Annotated in this window: 13 protein-coding genes; 4 read left to right on the top strand and 9 right to left on the bottom strand. The window is 68.2% G+C overall.

The features are described from left to right. Nucleotide 1: 1 nt before the first annotated feature. The 4 genes from V7672_RS03950 to V7672_RS03935 form a co-directional block, all read right to left on the bottom strand. Nucleotides 2-3,169, bottom strand: coding sequence for an efflux RND transporter permease subunit (locus tag V7672_RS03950; RefSeq protein ID WP_335623812.1), 3,168 nt, complete (start codon nucleotides 3,167-3,169; stop codon nucleotides 2-4). After that, nucleotides 3,169-4,263 (bottom strand): efflux RND transporter periplasmic adaptor subunit, encoded by a 1,095-nt coding sequence (locus V7672_RS03945; protein WP_335623398.1) that lies wholly within the window; start codon nucleotides 4,261-4,263, stop codon nucleotides 3,169-3,171. Before V7672_RS03945 ends, V7672_RS03950 begins: the two co-directional genes overlap by 1 nt. Before the next feature lie 116 nt (nucleotides 4,264-4,379). Then, a complete protein-coding gene (locus tag V7672_RS03940) occupies nucleotides 4,380-5,144 on the bottom strand; it encodes a hypothetical protein (protein ID WP_335623397.1) in 765 nt (254 codons plus the stop codon). A gap of 20 nt (nucleotides 5,145-5,164) precedes the next feature. Continuing rightward, nucleotides 5,165-5,929 (bottom strand): class II aldolase/adducin family protein, encoded by a 765-nt coding sequence (locus V7672_RS03935; RefSeq protein WP_335623396.1) that lies wholly within the window; start codon nucleotides 5,927-5,929, stop codon nucleotides 5,165-5,167. Nucleotides 5,930-6,109: 180 nt separating this feature from the next. On the opposite strand from V7672_RS03935, the gene V7672_RS03930 reads away from it, so the two are divergent. The 3 genes from V7672_RS03930 to V7672_RS03920 all read left to right on the top strand — a co-directional run bounded on the left by V7672_RS03930 (nucleotide 6,110) and on the right by V7672_RS03920 (nucleotide 8,628). Further along, nucleotides 6,110-7,249, top strand: a complete 1,140-nt coding sequence (locus V7672_RS03930) for a DUF2336 domain-containing protein (RefSeq protein ID WP_335623395.1) — start codon at nucleotides 6,110-6,112, stop codon at nucleotides 7,247-7,249. A 57-nt stretch (nucleotides 7,250-7,306) separates the two neighbouring features. Then, nucleotides 7,307-8,089 carry an NAD kinase gene (locus V7672_RS03925; RefSeq protein ID WP_335623394.1) on the top strand — a complete coding sequence of 261 codons (783 nt, stop codon included), beginning with the start codon at nucleotides 7,307-7,309 and terminating at the stop codon, nucleotides 8,087-8,089. Between the two features lie 62 nt (nucleotides 8,090-8,151). After that, on the top strand, nucleotides 8,152-8,628 hold the full coding sequence (locus V7672_RS03920) for an Hpt domain-containing protein (protein ID WP_335623393.1): 477 nt from the start codon (nucleotides 8,152-8,154) through the stop codon (nucleotides 8,626-8,628). A 78-nt stretch (nucleotides 8,629-8,706) separates the two neighbouring features. On the opposite strand, the gene V7672_RS03915 is transcribed toward V7672_RS03920, so the two are convergent. Beyond that, nucleotides 8,707-9,852, bottom strand: a complete 1,146-nt coding sequence (locus tag V7672_RS03915; RefSeq protein WP_335623392.1) for a DUF2336 domain-containing protein — start codon at nucleotides 9,850-9,852, stop codon at nucleotides 8,707-8,709. Nucleotides 9,853-9,950: 98 nt separating this feature from the next. Further along, nucleotides 9,951-10,739, bottom strand: a complete 789-nt coding sequence (locus V7672_RS03910; protein ID WP_335623391.1) for a transglycosylase SLT domain-containing protein — start codon at nucleotides 10,737-10,739, stop codon at nucleotides 9,951-9,953. 149 nt (nucleotides 10,740-10,888) lie between these two features. On the opposite strand from V7672_RS03910, the gene V7672_RS03905 reads away from it, so the two are divergent. After that, complete coding sequence (locus tag V7672_RS03905) at nucleotides 10,889-11,629, top strand: energy transducer TonB (RefSeq protein WP_335623390.1); 741 nt, start codon at nucleotides 10,889-10,891, stop codon at nucleotides 11,627-11,629. 69 nt (nucleotides 11,630-11,698) lie between these two features. Here V7672_RS03905 and V7672_RS03900 read toward each other — a convergent pair whose 3' ends face one another. From V7672_RS03900 to V7672_RS03890, 3 genes are all read right to left on the bottom strand, one after another. Continuing rightward, on the bottom strand, nucleotides 11,699-11,839 hold the full coding sequence (locus tag V7672_RS03900; protein ID WP_335623389.1) for a hypothetical protein: 141 nt from the start codon (nucleotides 11,837-11,839) through the stop codon (nucleotides 11,699-11,701). A 61-nt stretch (nucleotides 11,840-11,900) separates the two neighbouring features. Beyond that, a complete protein-coding gene (locus V7672_RS03895) occupies nucleotides 11,901-12,869 on the bottom strand; it encodes an NAD(P)/FAD-dependent oxidoreductase (RefSeq protein ID WP_335623388.1) in 969 nt (322 codons plus the stop codon). Between the two features lie 48 nt (nucleotides 12,870-12,917). Further along, nucleotides 12,918-14,765 carry a phosphoenolpyruvate carboxykinase (GTP) gene (locus V7672_RS03890; protein ID WP_335623387.1) on the bottom strand — a complete coding sequence of 616 codons (1,848 nt, stop codon included), beginning with the start codon at nucleotides 14,763-14,765 and terminating at the stop codon, nucleotides 12,918-12,920. Nucleotides 14,766-14,818 lie beyond the last annotated feature (53 nt).

The raw sequence follows: 14,818 nt of genomic DNA, 5'->3' as shown, positions 1-14,818 counted from the left end.
CCTATTCGGCCGCCTTGGGCATGGGGTCATTGGCCGCGACTTCCTGCGCTTCCCATTCCTCGATCTTGCGGGCCGTGTATTCCGGCGAGCGCGTGAAGCGCGCCAGCACGCCATAGATCACCGGCACGACGAACAGGGTCAGCAGGGTGGCGAACATCGCCCCGGCGAAGATCACCACGCCGATGGTCTGACGGCTGCCCGCGCCCGCGCCCTGCCACAGCATCAGCGGCAAGGCGCCGAAGGCGGTGGCGATCGAGGTCATGATGATCGGTCGCAGACGCAGGGTCGAGGCCTCGATGATGGCCTCGCGCACCGAACGCCCCTGATCGCGCAGCTGGTTGGCGAACTCGACGATCAGGATACCGTTCTTGGCCGCCACCCCGATCAGAATGATCAGGCCGATCTGCGAATAGATGTTCAGGCTGGAGCCGATCATGACCAGGCCGAACAGCCCGCCTGCCGCCGCCAGCGGCACCGTCAGCATGATGACCGCCGGCGTGATCCAGCTCTCGAACTGGGCCGCCAGCACCAGGAACACCAGCAACAGCGCCAGACCAAAGGCCGCAATGACGGCACCGCCCGACTCACGCTGGTCGCGCGCCGCGCCGTCCCACTGGATCGTGGCGACGCCGGGCGGCTGTTTGGCGATCTCTTCCTCGAAAAAGGCGATGGCGTCACCGATGGTGTAGCCGGGGTTCAGGTCGGCCTCGAGGCTGATCGCCCGCTGCCGGTCCAGACGGCGCCGGTCCGGCGTATCGCCCGAGGTCTGGGTCTCGACCACGGACGACAGCGGCACGACGCCCCCCGACCGCGTGCCGACATAAAGGGTTTCCAGGTCCGAGACTGCCGTGCGGTCGGCGCGGTCGGTCTGCAGGATGACGTCATATTCCTGCCCGCCCTTGATATAGGTCGTGGCCCGGCGCGAGCCGAACATGGTCTGCAGCGTGCGCCCGATCTCTTGGGACGAAACCCCAAGATTGGCAGCCTGCTCCGGATCAACATTGACCAGAAGGCGCGGCGAGTTGGGCTCATAATCCAGGCGCGGTCGCGACAGATTGGGGTTGGCCAGGGCTGCCGCCATGATCGGCTGGACCCACTGGAACATGCTTTCGTATTCCGGGCCGGTCATGACCATTTCGATGCTGTTGCCACCGCCGCCGCGCGACAGGCCGCTGCGGGCAAAGGCGTTGACCTGGGCACCGGTCTGGTTGCGGAGCTTGCGGTTCAGGTCCTGGGCGATCTCGTCGGCCGAGCGATCACGGTCGCCCCAGTCGGTCAGGCTCAGGCTGGCGTTGCCGCCGTTATTGCCCCCGCCCCAGCCCGGGGCAGAGATGAAATAGCTCTCGACCTCGCCGGTCTGGGCATAGCCCGCCAGGATCGGCTCGATGCCCATCATGATGTCACGCGTATAGTCGTAACCTGCGCCCTCAGGGCCCTGGACGCGGATGAAGATGCTGCCGCGATCCTCGGGCGGCACCAGTTCGCTGGGCAGGCTCATGAACATGCTGACGGCACCCAGCGCGACGAGCACGACCACGGCGATCGTTCCGATCAGGGCCTTGCGAACCCCCAGCATGGCGTTCAGCGAGTGCTGGTAGGAGGTCTTCAGCCGATCCATGCCTGCATCGACCTTGCGCGCCACAAAGCCCGAGCCGCTGGCGGGTCGCAACAGTTTGGAGGCCAGCATCGGCGACAGGGTCAGCGCCAGGAAGGCCGAGAAGGCCACGGCACCGGCGATGGCCGCCGCCAGCTCGACGAACAGACGTCCGACATAGCCGGGCAGGAACAGCAGCGGCGCAAAGACCGACAGCAGCACGATTGTCGTGGCGACGACGGCAAAGAACACCTGACGCGTGCCGCGCTCGGCGGCCACGAGGGGCGGCTCGCCGTGGTCCAGGCGACGCTGGATATTCTCGGTCACGACGATGGCGTCATCAACCACCAGCCCGATGGCCAGCACCATGGCCAGCAGGGTCAGCAGGTTCAGCGAAAAGCCGAAGGCCGCCAGCACGATGAAAATGGACAGCAGGCAGATGGGCGCAATGATCGACGGGATCAGGGCCGCCCTCAGGGTTCCCAGGAAGATGAAGTTCACAAGCGCGACCAGCACCAGGGCAATGCCGACGGTGATCCACACCTCATCAATGGCGTGCGAGGTGAACACCGAATTGTCCGATCCGATGACCAGTTCCGCCCCCTTGGGCAGGGTCGGGCGGACCTCCTCGATCATGGCGCGCACGCCTTCGGAAATGGCCAGGTCGTTGGCCTGCGACTGTCGGGTGATGGCCAGACCGATCTGGTCCAGCCCATTGCCCCGGAACAGGCGGCGGTCGTCCTCGGGGGCCTCGACGATGCGGGCGATATCCCCCAGCCGGGTCACATAGCCGCCGTCGACCGCGCCCGATATGCCGGAGCCGGCTGCGGAGCCGCCGTTCAATATCGGCAGATTGGCGAAGTCCTCGGCCGTGGCATAGTTGCGGGCCACCCGGATCGTATAGTCCTTGTCGGTCGATTCCAGCGTCCCGGCGGGAAGTTCGATGTTCTGGGACGTCAGGGCGCTTTCGACGTTCGATACGGTCAGGCCGCGCGCCGCCAGGGCGTCGGCATCCAGCCAGATCCGCATGGCATAGCGCTGCTCGCCATAGATCCGCACCTCGGCCACGCCCGGCAGGGTGGCAAACCGTTCGGTCAGCGACCGTTCCGCATAGTCGGTCAGCTCCAGCCGATCCATCTCCGACGAGCGCAGGAAGACGATCATGATCGGCTGGGAGTCCGCATCGGACTTGGACACCCGCGGCGGGTCGGCCTGATCCGGCAACTGGCCGGTCACCCGCGATACCCGGTCCCGCACGTCATTGGCCGCGACGTCCAGGTCCGTGTTCAGCGAGAACTCGATCCGGACGTTCGACCGCCCGTCGCGACTGGACGAGGTAATTCTCTCGACGCCCTGGATGCCCGCGATCTGCTGTTCGACCGGTTCCGTGATCCGGTTCTCGATCACCTCGGCCGAGGCCCCGGTATAGCTGGTGGTCACTGAGACAATCGGCGGGTCCACATCGGGCAGCTCGCGCACGGGCACAAAGAAGAAGGCCGCCGCACCGATCACGCACAGGACGATCGCCGCAACGGCGGCAAAGACGGGCCTGCGAACGGCGATGTCAGACAGCATCATTGGCCGGGGCTCCCGCCGGCCACGGTCACCGGCGCGCCCGGCTGGATACGGTTCAGGCCCGAGGCCACGACCGTCTCACCCGCGTCGAGCCCCGACAGGATCTCGACATAGCCGTCCTCGACGACCCCGGTCTCGACCTCGACCCGCTGGGCGACCCGGCCTCCTTCGGCGGGCATGAGGCGATAGACGAAGGCGCCTTCGCCTTCGTACTGGATGGCCGACTCCGGCACGGCCAGGCTCTGGCGCTGGCCCTGGCGGACCGTCACCCGCATCGACATGCCCGGCCGGATCCGGCCTTCGGGATTGGGCAGTTCCGCGCGCGCTGTGGCCGAGCGGGTCACTTCGTCGATCCGCGTATCGACCCGCGCGATGCGGCCCGTGAACTGCGAGCCGGGAAAGGCATCGGCCGTGGCACTGATCGGCGTGCCCGACTGAACGCGCGCCAGATAGCGCTCGGGCAGCGGGAAATCGATGCGGATGGTGCTGATGTCGTCCAGGGTGGTGATCACCGTGCCCGGCCCGACCAGCGTGCCCGGCGTGACCGTCGTCAGCCCCAGCACCCCCGAGAAGGGCGCGCGGATCACGCGCTCACCGCGGCGCGCCTCGGCCGCTTCAAGCGACGCCTGGGCCGACTTCAGGGCCGAGTCGGCCTGTTCCAGATTGACCCGGGGGGCAATCCCCCGATCGACCAGTTCCTTGCTGCGGTCATAGTCCCGCTGGGCCTGCTCGACACGGGCCCGGGCCTCGATCATCCCGGCTTCCTGCTCGCGCGCCTGCAGTTCCACCAGCGGCGCACCGGCCCGCACCGTCTGCCCGTCGCGGAACAGCACCCGCGTGATCAGCTCGGTATTGGTGGACGCGATATTGACCGACCGCTGTCCCCGCGCCACGCCGACCAGTTCGAGGGTGTCGGAAAAGGTCCGCTCGGTCGTCTCGACGGCTGCCACTTCCTGGGCGCCGCCCCGACCGCCGCCCGGGCCGCCGGGGCCGCCGCCGCCTTCATCCGCAAACGACAGTCGCACGATGACGGCCACCGCCATCAGCAAGATCAGAACGCCGGCGGCGACGAGGAGGAAGTGGCGCTTGATCACGTGACGGAAGGTCCCTGCAACAATACGGGCAGCACATAGCGGTCTGTCAGACAGACGCAATTACTAATCAGGAACGCGCGAGGTTGCAGATTCCGGCGCGGTGTTCCGTCGCAGGGTCAGAACCGTCGCCACACCCCCACAACCCAGCCCCGGCTTTGCGGCGTCTCCCGCCCGTCCAGCGCGGTCCGCCAGCCCAGCTGCAAACTCCAGTCGCCCAGATCGCGCACCACGGACGTCTCGGCCGACAACCAGCGCGGCCCGCCGTTGTCCACCTGCCCCCCGTACAGCTGGCCCAGCACCAACCAGTCCCGCCCGAATCGCCCGCCGAGGGTCACATCGACGCGGGTCTCGTCTTCCAGCCCCTGCCGGAACCGCCGCGCGCCCTGCACATCGACGAACACCGTTTGCAGGCCCAGCACCGGCTTCGCGGGCGTCACCGACCGTCCCGCCGACAGCCGCACCTCCCAGTCGGCCGTCCCCACGCCCGGGGCGGCATAGCCGGCGTTCCGTCCCTCGCCGCCATCGGCATAGCTGACCTGCACGGCCACGGCATTGGCCGGATCGCGCCAGACCTGCCACGCCAGCCCGATCTCCAGCGGCCCCCGGCCCTCATAATCGACGAAGGCATCCGCGCCGCTCTGCCATTCTCCTTTGAATACCAGCATCAGCCGGTCGGTCAGGCCGTATTCGGCGTAAAGGCTCAGGCTGGTGTCGCGCCGCTCGGCCGGCAGGGGCTGGCTGTTGCCACCCGGGTCGAACCCGCGCTCGGCCCGCATCAGTTCATATTTCAGGATGAACTGGGCCGTGGCCTGCTCGCGGGTCCACGGTCCGGCCGCAGCCGGCGCCGCCATCGCCAGCACACCGGCGAGGACCAGACCCATGGCCAGTCCCCGCCCCATGGTCAGACGTCGTAACCGGGGGACTTGCGGTCCAGCATGCGCAGCGCGCCCGGCCAGGCCAGCGCCGAGACGAAGCCGATACCCTTGCCCTGTTCCCTGGTCTCGTTCTGCGCGGCGTCGGGGGCGATCAGCACATTGTCGCGCCCCGCAGACAGGGCCGCGATCTGCTGGGCACAGGCCCGCTCGAGGAAGAACATCCCGACCCAGGCCGCCGCCGCCGTCTGCCCGACCGCCAGTGTGCCATGATTGCGCAGCAGCATCAGCGGCTTGTCACCCAGATCTGCGACCAGACGTTCGCGCTCGTCATGGTTCAGCGCCAGCCCCTCATAGCCGTGATAGGCCACCTGATGCTGCAACAGACAGGCGTTCTGGCTGACCGGCAGCAGGCCGTGCTGCTGCGCCGCCACGCCGACGCCCGCCACCGTATGCAGGTGGATCACATAGTGGGCATCCTCGCGCGCGGCATGCACGGCCGAGTGGATCGTGAACCCGGCCGGATTGATGAAGTTCGTCGTCTCCTGAACGATGTTGCCGTCCAGATCGACCTTCACCAGCGACGAGGCCGTGATCTCCTCGAAATAATACCCATAGGGGTTGATCAGGAAGTGATGCTCCGGCCCCGGCACCCGCGCCGAGATATGGGTAAAGATCATGTCGTCCCAGCCGTGCAGCGCAACGAGGCGATACAGGGCGGCCAGATCGACGCGCGCCTGCCACTCGGCCTCGGACACGCGGGATTTCAGCGATGCGGGGGCTCCGTCAGCCATGGACCAGTCTCCTCGGTTTCGAAGCGAAACTCGCGCCGTATGGCCAAGCGGTCAAGCCGTGACGCCGCAGGGCCGGGCTCGGCAAGATGTGGTTAACCCTGTCTTCACTGCCTTGCTCGATACTGGAATCGGCATCGTTTCGGACCGGTCGTCGGCCCGATTTGCCGGGAGTTGTCGAACGTGACGGCAGTCGCCCTGGAAGACACCAGCCCTTTCCCGTCCTCCGATACCGGTGCGTCCGACCTGCTGACCCTCGCCCGCAGCCGCGCGCTGGAGGATCGGCAGCGTCTCCTGATGGGCGTCATGGCCCTGTGCGACCAGCACCCCGCCACCAGCCAGGACCTGTCCCCCGTCCTGACCGACATCTTTCTGGTTCTGGCGCGTCAGGCCGAGCACGACATCCGCAAGGCCCTGTCCGAACGCCTCGCGACGGCCCCCTGGGCGCCTTCTGCCCTCGTCAATATCCTGGCGCTGGACGACATCGAGATCGCCCGTCCCATCCTCTCGCGAAGCCCGATCCTCAACGATGAGGATCTGCTGGCCGTGCTCGTTCAGGCCAGTCTGGAACATCAGATCGAGGTCGCCCGCCGTCCGAACCTCAGCGCCCGCGTCGCCGATGCCATTCTGGACCAGGCCCACCCCGCGCCGCTGACGGCCCTGGCCGGCAACACCACTGCCGAGATCAGCGCCGAGGGCCTGCGCCGGCTGGTCGAGCACTCGCGTCGGCTCGCCGCCCTGCGCGCGCCCCTCGCCCGCCATCCCCGCCTCGACGAATCCATGGCCCGCCAGCTGTACAGCTGGATCGGCACCGCCCTGCGCGAGTCGATGGCCGAGCGCTTCGCCATTACTGACATCAGGCTCGACGACGCCGTCGACGACGCCGTGCAATCGGCCTTCTCGTCCCTCGGCAGGGGCCCGACCCCGGCGGCGGTCGAGGCAGATCGCGACGAGATGGACCGACGTCTGGTGCAAAAGCTCCAGGCCGCCGGCCAGCTGCGTCCCGGCTATCTGATCCGGGCCATCCGCGAGAAAAAGCTGGGCCTGTTCCAGCATGCCCTCGTGGTCCTCGGCGGCTTCACCATGGCCCAGGTCCGGGCCTGCATGACGCAAAACTCGCCGGAGGCCCTGTACTATGCCTGTGCCGCCGTCGGCATCGACCGCGCGGTCTTTCCGCCCCTGCTGTACGAAATCCGACAGCTGAACAGCGGCGCCCCGGGAGACGCTGGCAACGCCACCTGGCTGCGCGGTGGCCTGTCGCCGCAGTCGGCAGCGCGGGCCCTTCACGCCCTGATCGGCGACGGCACCCCTCCGGCTGCCTAGGGCCGGCGCTCCGGCCGACAATGGGCGTTTGACAAGTCGGCACCCCCGGTCTCACCTGTGACGGTGACCCCTTCTCCCGCTCCCCGGCTGGCCTTTGTGGCCAGCGAACGTCCCGAGGCCCAGGCCGCGCTCACCCGTCTGCGCGACCGCTATGCCCATGTGTCCGAGGCCGAGGCCGACGTCATTGTCGCCCTGGGCGGAGACGGCTTCATGCTGGAAACCCTGCACGTCAACCTCGCGCGGGGCACCCCTGTCTACGGCATGAACCGCGGGTCGGTCGGCTTCCTGATGAATGACTATGACGAGGACGGCCTGTTGCCCCGTCTGGCGGCCGCCGACCGCACCGTCATCCACCCGCTGCAGATGGATGCCTGGACCGAAAGCGGCGCCACCCACAGCGGCCTCGCCATCAACGAAGTCTCCCTGCTGCGCCAGACGCGTCAGAGCGCCAAGCTGCGCATCCGCGTCGACGGGCGTGTCCGCATGGAGGAGCTGATCTGCGACGGCTGCCTGATCGCCACACCGGCCGGTTCGACGGCCTATAACCTGTCGGCCCACGGCCCCATCATCCCGCTGGACGCCCGCATCCTGGCCCTCACTCCGATCAGCGCCTTCCGGCCCCGGCGCTGGCGCGGCGCCCTGCTCCCGCACGAGGCCCAGGTCAGCTTCGAGGTGCTCGAGGCCGACAAACGCCCGGTCAGCGCCACCGCCGACAGCTTCGAGGTCCGCCGCGTGCGTCGGGTCGATGTGTGCGAGCGGCGCGACATCAATCTGACCATGATGTTCGACCCGGGCCGCTCCTTCGAGGAACGGGTGCTGGCCGAACAATTCACCGGTTGACGGTCACGGCTTCTTAAGACCACCCGCGCATGATCCGGGCCGAAGTTCTACAGGAGCAGCCGATGAGCGGTCCGGCACAGGTCATTCGTCCCCCCAACACCCTTCGTCTGAAGGCGGGCGGCGGATTCGGCGGCGTTGACGCCAAGGCCATCGCCAAGGCTGAGGAAGCCCTGCAGGCGATGTCGTCCCAGTTTGCCCAATGGCTGCAGGACGAGATCACCAAGCTCGACAAGGCCCAGGCCGACATCCGCGACCGCGGCTATACGGCCGAGACCGCCGAAGCGCTCTATTTCCGCGCCCATGACCTGAAGGGTCTCGGCACGACCTATCAGTATCCGCTGGTCACCCGTCTTGCCGGTTCGCTGTGCAAGCTGATGGACGACCCGGACAAGCGCATGGCCGCGCCGCTGGTGCTGGTCGATGCCCACATCGACGCGATCCGCGCCGTCGTCCGCGACAAGATCCAGACCGACGATCACCCGGTCGGCCAGACCCTGGCCGAAACGCTCGAAGCCCGCGTCGCCGACCACGCCGGCTAGGACTCCACACACCCTCCGCTCCTCCCCCGCGCAAGCGGGGCCCCGGATCTTTCCTGCAAGGGACGGTTGCGAGACGCCTCAGGCCGCGTTTGCGGCCCGCTGGGCGTCCGCAGGCATCGGGGCCCGGTCCAGCCGCTCCATCAGATAGGCCAGATCCTCGCGCGGCACATTGGGCCGCTGCGTCAGGAAGCGTTCCAGCATCCGCTGGCGGAAGGTCTCGGCGGTAAAGTCCGCGCCCTCGGCCTGCAGCGCCCGCCAGGTATCGATCCCCGACCGGAAGGCCTGGAACAGGCGCGGCGGCAGACCCGCCCGGTCGTAGATGGCCTTCAGCCCCAGCGGCCCGGCGTCATGCACCATCAGCCATGCCCGCGCATGCGGCGTCTGGGCCAGTTCGGCCAGCCCGTGCTCCACAAAGGTCAGCTGTCCACGCGCCAGGGCTCGCAGCAGCAACGACGGGGTCAGCGCCCGGCGACCATTCAGCCGCGAGACAAAGGTCGCCATATCGGGGGTGCTGGCGGCCTGGTCGACCAGATCCAGCGTGGCCCGCTCGCGCGCATGGGCCGACAGGCGGATCGCCGCTTCGGGCGCAATCGCATGGCGGCTGATCAGATGTTCGCGCACCGTCTCGGACACATGGGCGATCAGCCGCTCGGTGATGTCCGGCGGCAGGACCTGACGGTACGACAGGGCGGTCAGTACGTCGGGTGCGTTGGCAAAGCGGTCGACGACCACCTCCATTGCGCCTTCGGCCAGATCGGCATTGTCATTGGCCGCCAGGGTCCGCACGGCCTCGCGGCTACCCGTCTCGGCCAGCACCTGGCAGACGTCGCGCGAAACCTTGGGTCGGGCGGCGATTGCCACCTGTCGGCTGGTCGACCCCGCCTTGACGATCTCAATCAGGTCCTCGTCGGAAAAGGCCGGCGAAAAGCCGATGATCGGCAGGGCCACGCTGTCCACATCGGCCGCCAGCCGCCGCGCCACATCGCGCGGGAGCAGGTCGGACGACTTCAGCGTCACCGCCATCGCCCGCCGCACCAGCTCGGCCGCGTCGTGGGCCAGCACCCGCAGGATCTTCTCGGCCGCCTCCCGGTCCTCGGGCGTCAGCTCGGCCCGTTCCATATTGCGGCACAGTTTGTGGGTGGCGGCTGCGCGTTCGTCCTCGTCGGTCGACTTGATCAGTCGGCGAATGTCGAACTCGGTAAGGCGGGCGCGATAGGCCGTCATGTCGGACTCAGCTGGGCTATACGAACCGGTGTGCTCCGATTCCCGATCCGAAGCATGCGCGCGACAGGCTTAATGCACAGTTTACCAACCCGGCCTGATCAGGCGCCCGTGGTTCCGACAAAGGCGCGCAGGAAGCCGGCATTGCTGTCCTCGCCCTCCTGACCGAGCAACAGCGCCAGCAGGCCCTGATCCTGACGCATCCGGTCCATCTGATCCGCGACCATTCGGTCCTTCGGCGACAGGGCGTCGATCACCGGCGCCTGAGACGGAATGGCCGGCATGCCCTGCCCGGCTTTGCTGCTCAGATTGGCATAGACCTCACCGACTGTGGCCGGGCGTCCGTCGCGATAGAAGATCGACCGGTTGGCCGCCGCCGCCTGCGGGAACAGGGCCGCCGCACTGGCACCGGGCCGTGTGTTCACCGCCTCGACCAGCTTGGCTGCCCCTGCCGGTCCCAGAAAGTGCGCGGCATACAGGTCGCCGGCCGTCGGCTCCCGCCCGATCCGGCCGCGCAGATAGGCCGCGTTCGAGGCTGTCAGCTCTCCCGCCATGGCCGAGGCCGCCATCGGATCATAGCGCAGGTCCAGCACCACATTCCGCGCCGCGCCATCCACGCGCCAGCGCCCGTCCTGCCCCTTGTAGATCAGGTCGGCATACTGGCCATAGCCGTGCTTGCCGCCGTGCTGCTTCAGCGTCGACAGCCAGGTCTGCTCAATGAACTGGAACAGGCCCGCCGCCGACGACGTCCGCGCCCGTGCCGACGGGTTCATGGCGCTTTCGCGCTGGGCCGTCTTCATCAGGAAATCAAAGTCCACGCCCGTCGAGGCAGAGGCGCGCCGGATGGCCGCCTCGACACCGCCCTGGGAGGGAATCGCGCTGATGGACATGGGCGAGAGGCTGGGCCGACATGGTTAATTGAATCTTAACCCACCGAACCGTGATCGTCGCACGCCGGGCTCGCCTTAAACTTGCCGCAAGGTCAGCGCCCCCTTCACCTCAGGGTGTGCTGTGGGGACGGCATAAGGGAGAGACGTCCATGATGATGAATCACGCCGGTGGCCCCGGTCTGGTCAGCCCCCTCGACTATGGCGATGCGCCGCGCAGGAAACTGACCCCCACCACCCTGACCGCAGTGGCGATCGTGCTGGCCGCCCATGTCGGCGTCGGCATTGCCCTCTACTACCAGCGCTTTGAACTGCCGCTGGCCGCGCCCTCCACGCCCGATTCCACGATCAAGCTCGAGTTCTACACACCACCTCCGCCCAAGCCTGAGGTCGCGCCCGAGCCCCCGGCGCCCAACCCGCCGATCCATCGTCCGACAACGGTCCTGCCGACGACCGAGACCCTGACCGTCGTCATTCCGGACGTTCCGACCCCGGCGACGAGCCCGGCCATCACCTTGACAAAGCCGATCCCCAACCCGACGACCGAGGGTACCGGCACCACGCCAACCGAGGCGGTGCCCGCCGGTCCTCCCACCATCACCAACCCCGACTGGGTCCGCAAACCGACCGGCGAGGCCCTGATGCGGGCCTATCCGGAGCGGGCCATACAGGCGAACGTCACGGGCTCGGCCACGCTCAGCTGCACCGTGCGCGTCAACGGCAGCCTCACCGACTGTCAGGTGGTCAGCGAGACCCCCGGCGGCTACGGCTTTGGTCGCGCGGCCACCCGGCTATCCCGCGATTTCCGCATGAGCCCGCGCACGGTGGACGGTCAGGCCGTCGGCGGCGCCCGCGTCACCGTCGGCATCCGCTTCACCCTGCCGGAAGACTAGCAGCCACGAAAAAGGGGCCGCCCCTCACCGGGCGGCCCCTCCATCATCGATCCGACTCTGATCAGACGATCAGGAAAGGATTCCGGAGTCCGTCGTGCCGGCAGCACCCGCTTCGGCGTCTTCCATCTCCAGCCGGGTCAGCGTCGGCGCCGTCCAGGGCTGAGTGGCTTGCGGCGTGTGATCGGTCTCGGGGGTCTGGATCTGGGACATGGAATTCCTGCAAATTATGGGTGGACCAACCCGCCACCTGTCATGGATACCTTAGCATATTTCAGAACACGCCACCACCCTGAAGGCCTGCCGTCACCTCACCGGCGACCAGCGGCCCCATCAGCCAGCCGTTGCGGCGCGGCGCCAGCGCAAGGTGTAGCCCGGGCATCACCTCGCCCGTCAGGGGCAGTCCGTCGGTCGTCGCGCCCCGCACCCCCATCCGCCACGCGACCGGCCCCATCTCTGCCAGGCCCAGCGACGCACACGCGCGTTCCAGCAGCGCGTCCTGCAAGGCCGTGGCCTCGGCCATCAGGCCGCCGGCCTCCATGGTCGCGCCGATCACCGTGCCCTCGCCCAGTGGCACCGCATAGCCGCCGACAAAGCGCGCCGGACGTTCGACCAGCCGTAGGGGCGTATACGCCAGCCGCCCGCCGATCGCCTGAACCTGACAGACCGCCCGCGTCACCGCCCCGGGCAGGTCGGGAAAGGTCGTCCCGCTGGCCAGCACCACGGCTTGCGCAGAAACCTCGGCACCGTCCGCCAGCGTAAGCCGCCACGCCTCCCCGGACCGCTGCACCGCCGTGACCCGGCCGTTCCGCCGCTCGACGCCCTGACCCAGCGCCGCCAGCGCCGCGACCGGATCGACCCGCCAGTCCTCGGGGCAGAACACGCCTGCCGCCGTGCGCTCGGCCGCAAAGCCCAGCGCCTCCAGCCGGGCGACCACCCCGTCCGGGTCCTCGCCGATCCAGTCCACCCCGTCGCGTACCAGCGCGATCCCGTGCCGTTCTGCAAACCTGGGCCACAGGTCCCGCGCCGCGCGCAGAACCGCCGCCCGCCCCGCCGGATCGGCCTCCCACGGGTCCAGCAGGCTCTCCATCGCCGGCGCGATCATGCCGGCGGCCACCGAAGAGGCATTGGCCCCGCCCGGGTCGATGACGCACACGTCCCGACCGCGCGCGTGCAGCTCCGCGGCCACGCCGAGGCCCAGCACGCCCGCGCCGATCACGGCAATGTCGCAAGAGGAGGTCACGCCCGGTGCATCGACCGGGCGCGTCCTGAAATCAAGCCGGGAAAAACCCTATTCGGCAGCCATCGAGGCACTGCGCGCCGACGACAGCCGCTGCTCCAGCGCCTTCAGCTGGTCCCACAGGGCCTTGGGCATGCGGTCGCCGAACGTCTCGAAGAAGGCCGGAATGCGCGACGCCTCCTCGGTCCAGACCTCGGCGTCGACGTCCAGCAGGGTTTCCAGATCGCTTTCCGACAGGTCCAGCCCGTCCAGGTCGAGCGACTCGCGCGTCGGAACCATGCCGACCGGCGTCCGGTCCGCGTCGGCCTCGCCGTCCAGCCGCTCCGAGATCCACTTCAGCACCCGGGCATTGTCGCCAAATCCCGGCCAGACGAACTTGCCGTCCGGGCCCTTGCGGAACCAGTTGACGAAGTAGAAGCGCGGCAGCTTCGCCGGATCGCTCTTCTGGCCCATGGCCAGCCAGTGGGCGAAGTAGTCACCCATGTTGTAGCCACAGAACGGCAGCATGGCGAACGGGTCGCGGCGCAGCTCGCCGACCTTGTTCTCGGCCGCCGCGGTCCCTTCCGACGCCACGGTCGAGCCCAGAAACACCCCGTGCTCCCAGTCGAACGCCTCGGTCACCAGCGGCACGGCCGAGGCCCGACGCCCCCCGAACAGGATGGCGTCGATCGGCACCCCCTTGGGGTCTTCCCACTCGGGCGCGATGGTCGGGCACTGGGCGGCCGGGGCGGCAAAGCGTGCGTTCGGGTGAGCCGCCGGTTCGCCCGAGGCGGGGTCATGCGGCTGCCCCTTCCAGTTGGTCAGGCCCTCGGGGGCCTCCTTGGTCAGGCCCTCCCACCACACATCATTGTCCGCCGTCAGCGCCACATTGGTGAAGACGGTGTTGGTGGCCAGCGTCTCGAGCGCGTTCCGGTTGGTGTTCCGGCTGGTGCCCGGCGCCACGCCGAAGAAGCCCGCTTCCGGGTTCACGGCATACAGGCGGCCGTCGTCGCCGAAGCGCATCCAGGCGATGTCGTCGCCGACCGTCTCGGCCTTCCAGCCGGGGATCGACGGCTGCAGCATGGCCAGGTTGGTCTTGCCGCAGGCCGACGGGAAGGCCGCGGCCACATATTTCACCCGGTCCTGCGGATCGGTCAGCTTGAGGATCAGCATGTGCTCGGCCAGCCAGCCCTCGTCGCGGGCCATGACCGAGGCGATGCGCAGCGCATAGCATTTCTTGCCCAGCAGGGCGTTGCCGCCATAGCCCGAGCCATAGGACCAGATCTCCCGCGTCTCGGGGAAATGCACGATCCATTTGTCGTCATTGCAGGGCCAGGGCACATCGGCCTCGCCCTCGGCCAGCGGCGCACCCAGCGTATGCACGGCCGGCACGAACACCCCGTCGTCGCCCAGCGCGTCCAGCGCATCCTTGCCCATGCGGGTCATGATGCCCATCGACACGGCGACATAGCCGCTGTCGGTGATCTCGACGCCCAGCGCGCTGATCTCCGAGCCCAGCGGCCCCATGCAGAACGGCACCACATACATCGTCCGCCCGGCCATGCAGCCGTCGAACAGTCCGTCCAGCCGCGCGCGCATCTCGGCCGGGTCAGCCCAGTTATTGGTCGGCCCGGCATCCTTCGGATCGGCGGGGCAGATGAAGGTGCGGCTCTCGACGCGCGCCACATCACGCGGATCAGACGCGGCATAATAGCTGCCCGGACGCTTGACCGGGTCCAGCTGGCGCAGCGTGCCCTTGTCGATCAGGTCGGCGATGATCGCAGCCTTCTCGGCCTCCGACCCATCGCACCAGTGCACCCGCTCGGGCTTCGTCAGGCTGGCGATCCGCTCGACCCAGGCCACCAGTTCGGCATGGCCGGTCGGGGCCGGATACAATCCGGCTATCGTGGAATTGGACATCTCGGCGCTCCTGAACGTCAGACGGGAGCGCCGATCTTCGCCGGACTGCCCCC

Origin of the sequence: Brevundimonas sp. (assembly GCF_036963785.1) — a bacterium.
Classification (GTDB): Bacteria; Pseudomonadota; Alphaproteobacteria; order Caulobacterales; family Caulobacteraceae; genus Brevundimonas.
Note: the sequence above shows the minus strand (reverse complement) of the source record. Positions and strands in the feature narration are given on the sequence as shown.

Bases quoted from the DNA above. Each gene is read 5' to 3' on its own strand.
- V7672_RS03950 (WP_335623812.1), bottom strand. From the start codon at position 3,169: ATGCTGTCTGACATCGCCGTTCGCAGGCCCGTCTTTGCCGCCGTTGCG.
- V7672_RS03940 (WP_335623397.1), bottom strand. From the start codon at position 5,144: ATGGGTCTGGTCCTCGCCGGTGTGCTGGCGATGGCGGCGCCGGCTGCG.
- V7672_RS03935 (WP_335623396.1), bottom strand. From the start codon at position 5,929: ATGGCTGACGGAGCCCCCGCATCGCTGAAATCCCGCGTGTCCGAGGCC.
- V7672_RS03920 (WP_335623393.1), top strand. From the start codon at position 8,152: ATGAGCGGTCCGGCACAGGTCATTCGTCCCCCCAACACCCTTCGTCTG.
- V7672_RS03915 (WP_335623392.1), bottom strand. From the start codon at position 9,852: ATGACGGCCTATCGCGCCCGCCTTACCGAGTTCGACATTCGCCGACTG.
- V7672_RS03910 (WP_335623391.1), bottom strand. From the start codon at position 10,739: ATGTCCATCAGCGCGATTCCCTCCCAGGGCGGTGTCGAGGCGGCCATC.
- V7672_RS03905 (WP_335623390.1), top strand. From the start codon at position 10,889: ATGATGATGAATCACGCCGGTGGCCCCGGTCTGGTCAGCCCCCTCGAC.
- V7672_RS03900 (WP_335623389.1), bottom strand. From the start codon at position 11,839: ATGTCCCAGATCCAGACCCCCGAGACCGATCACACGCCGCAAGCCACT.
- V7672_RS03890 (WP_335623387.1), bottom strand. From the start codon at position 14,765: ATGTCCAATTCCACGATAGCCGGATTGTATCCGGCCCCGACCGGCCAT.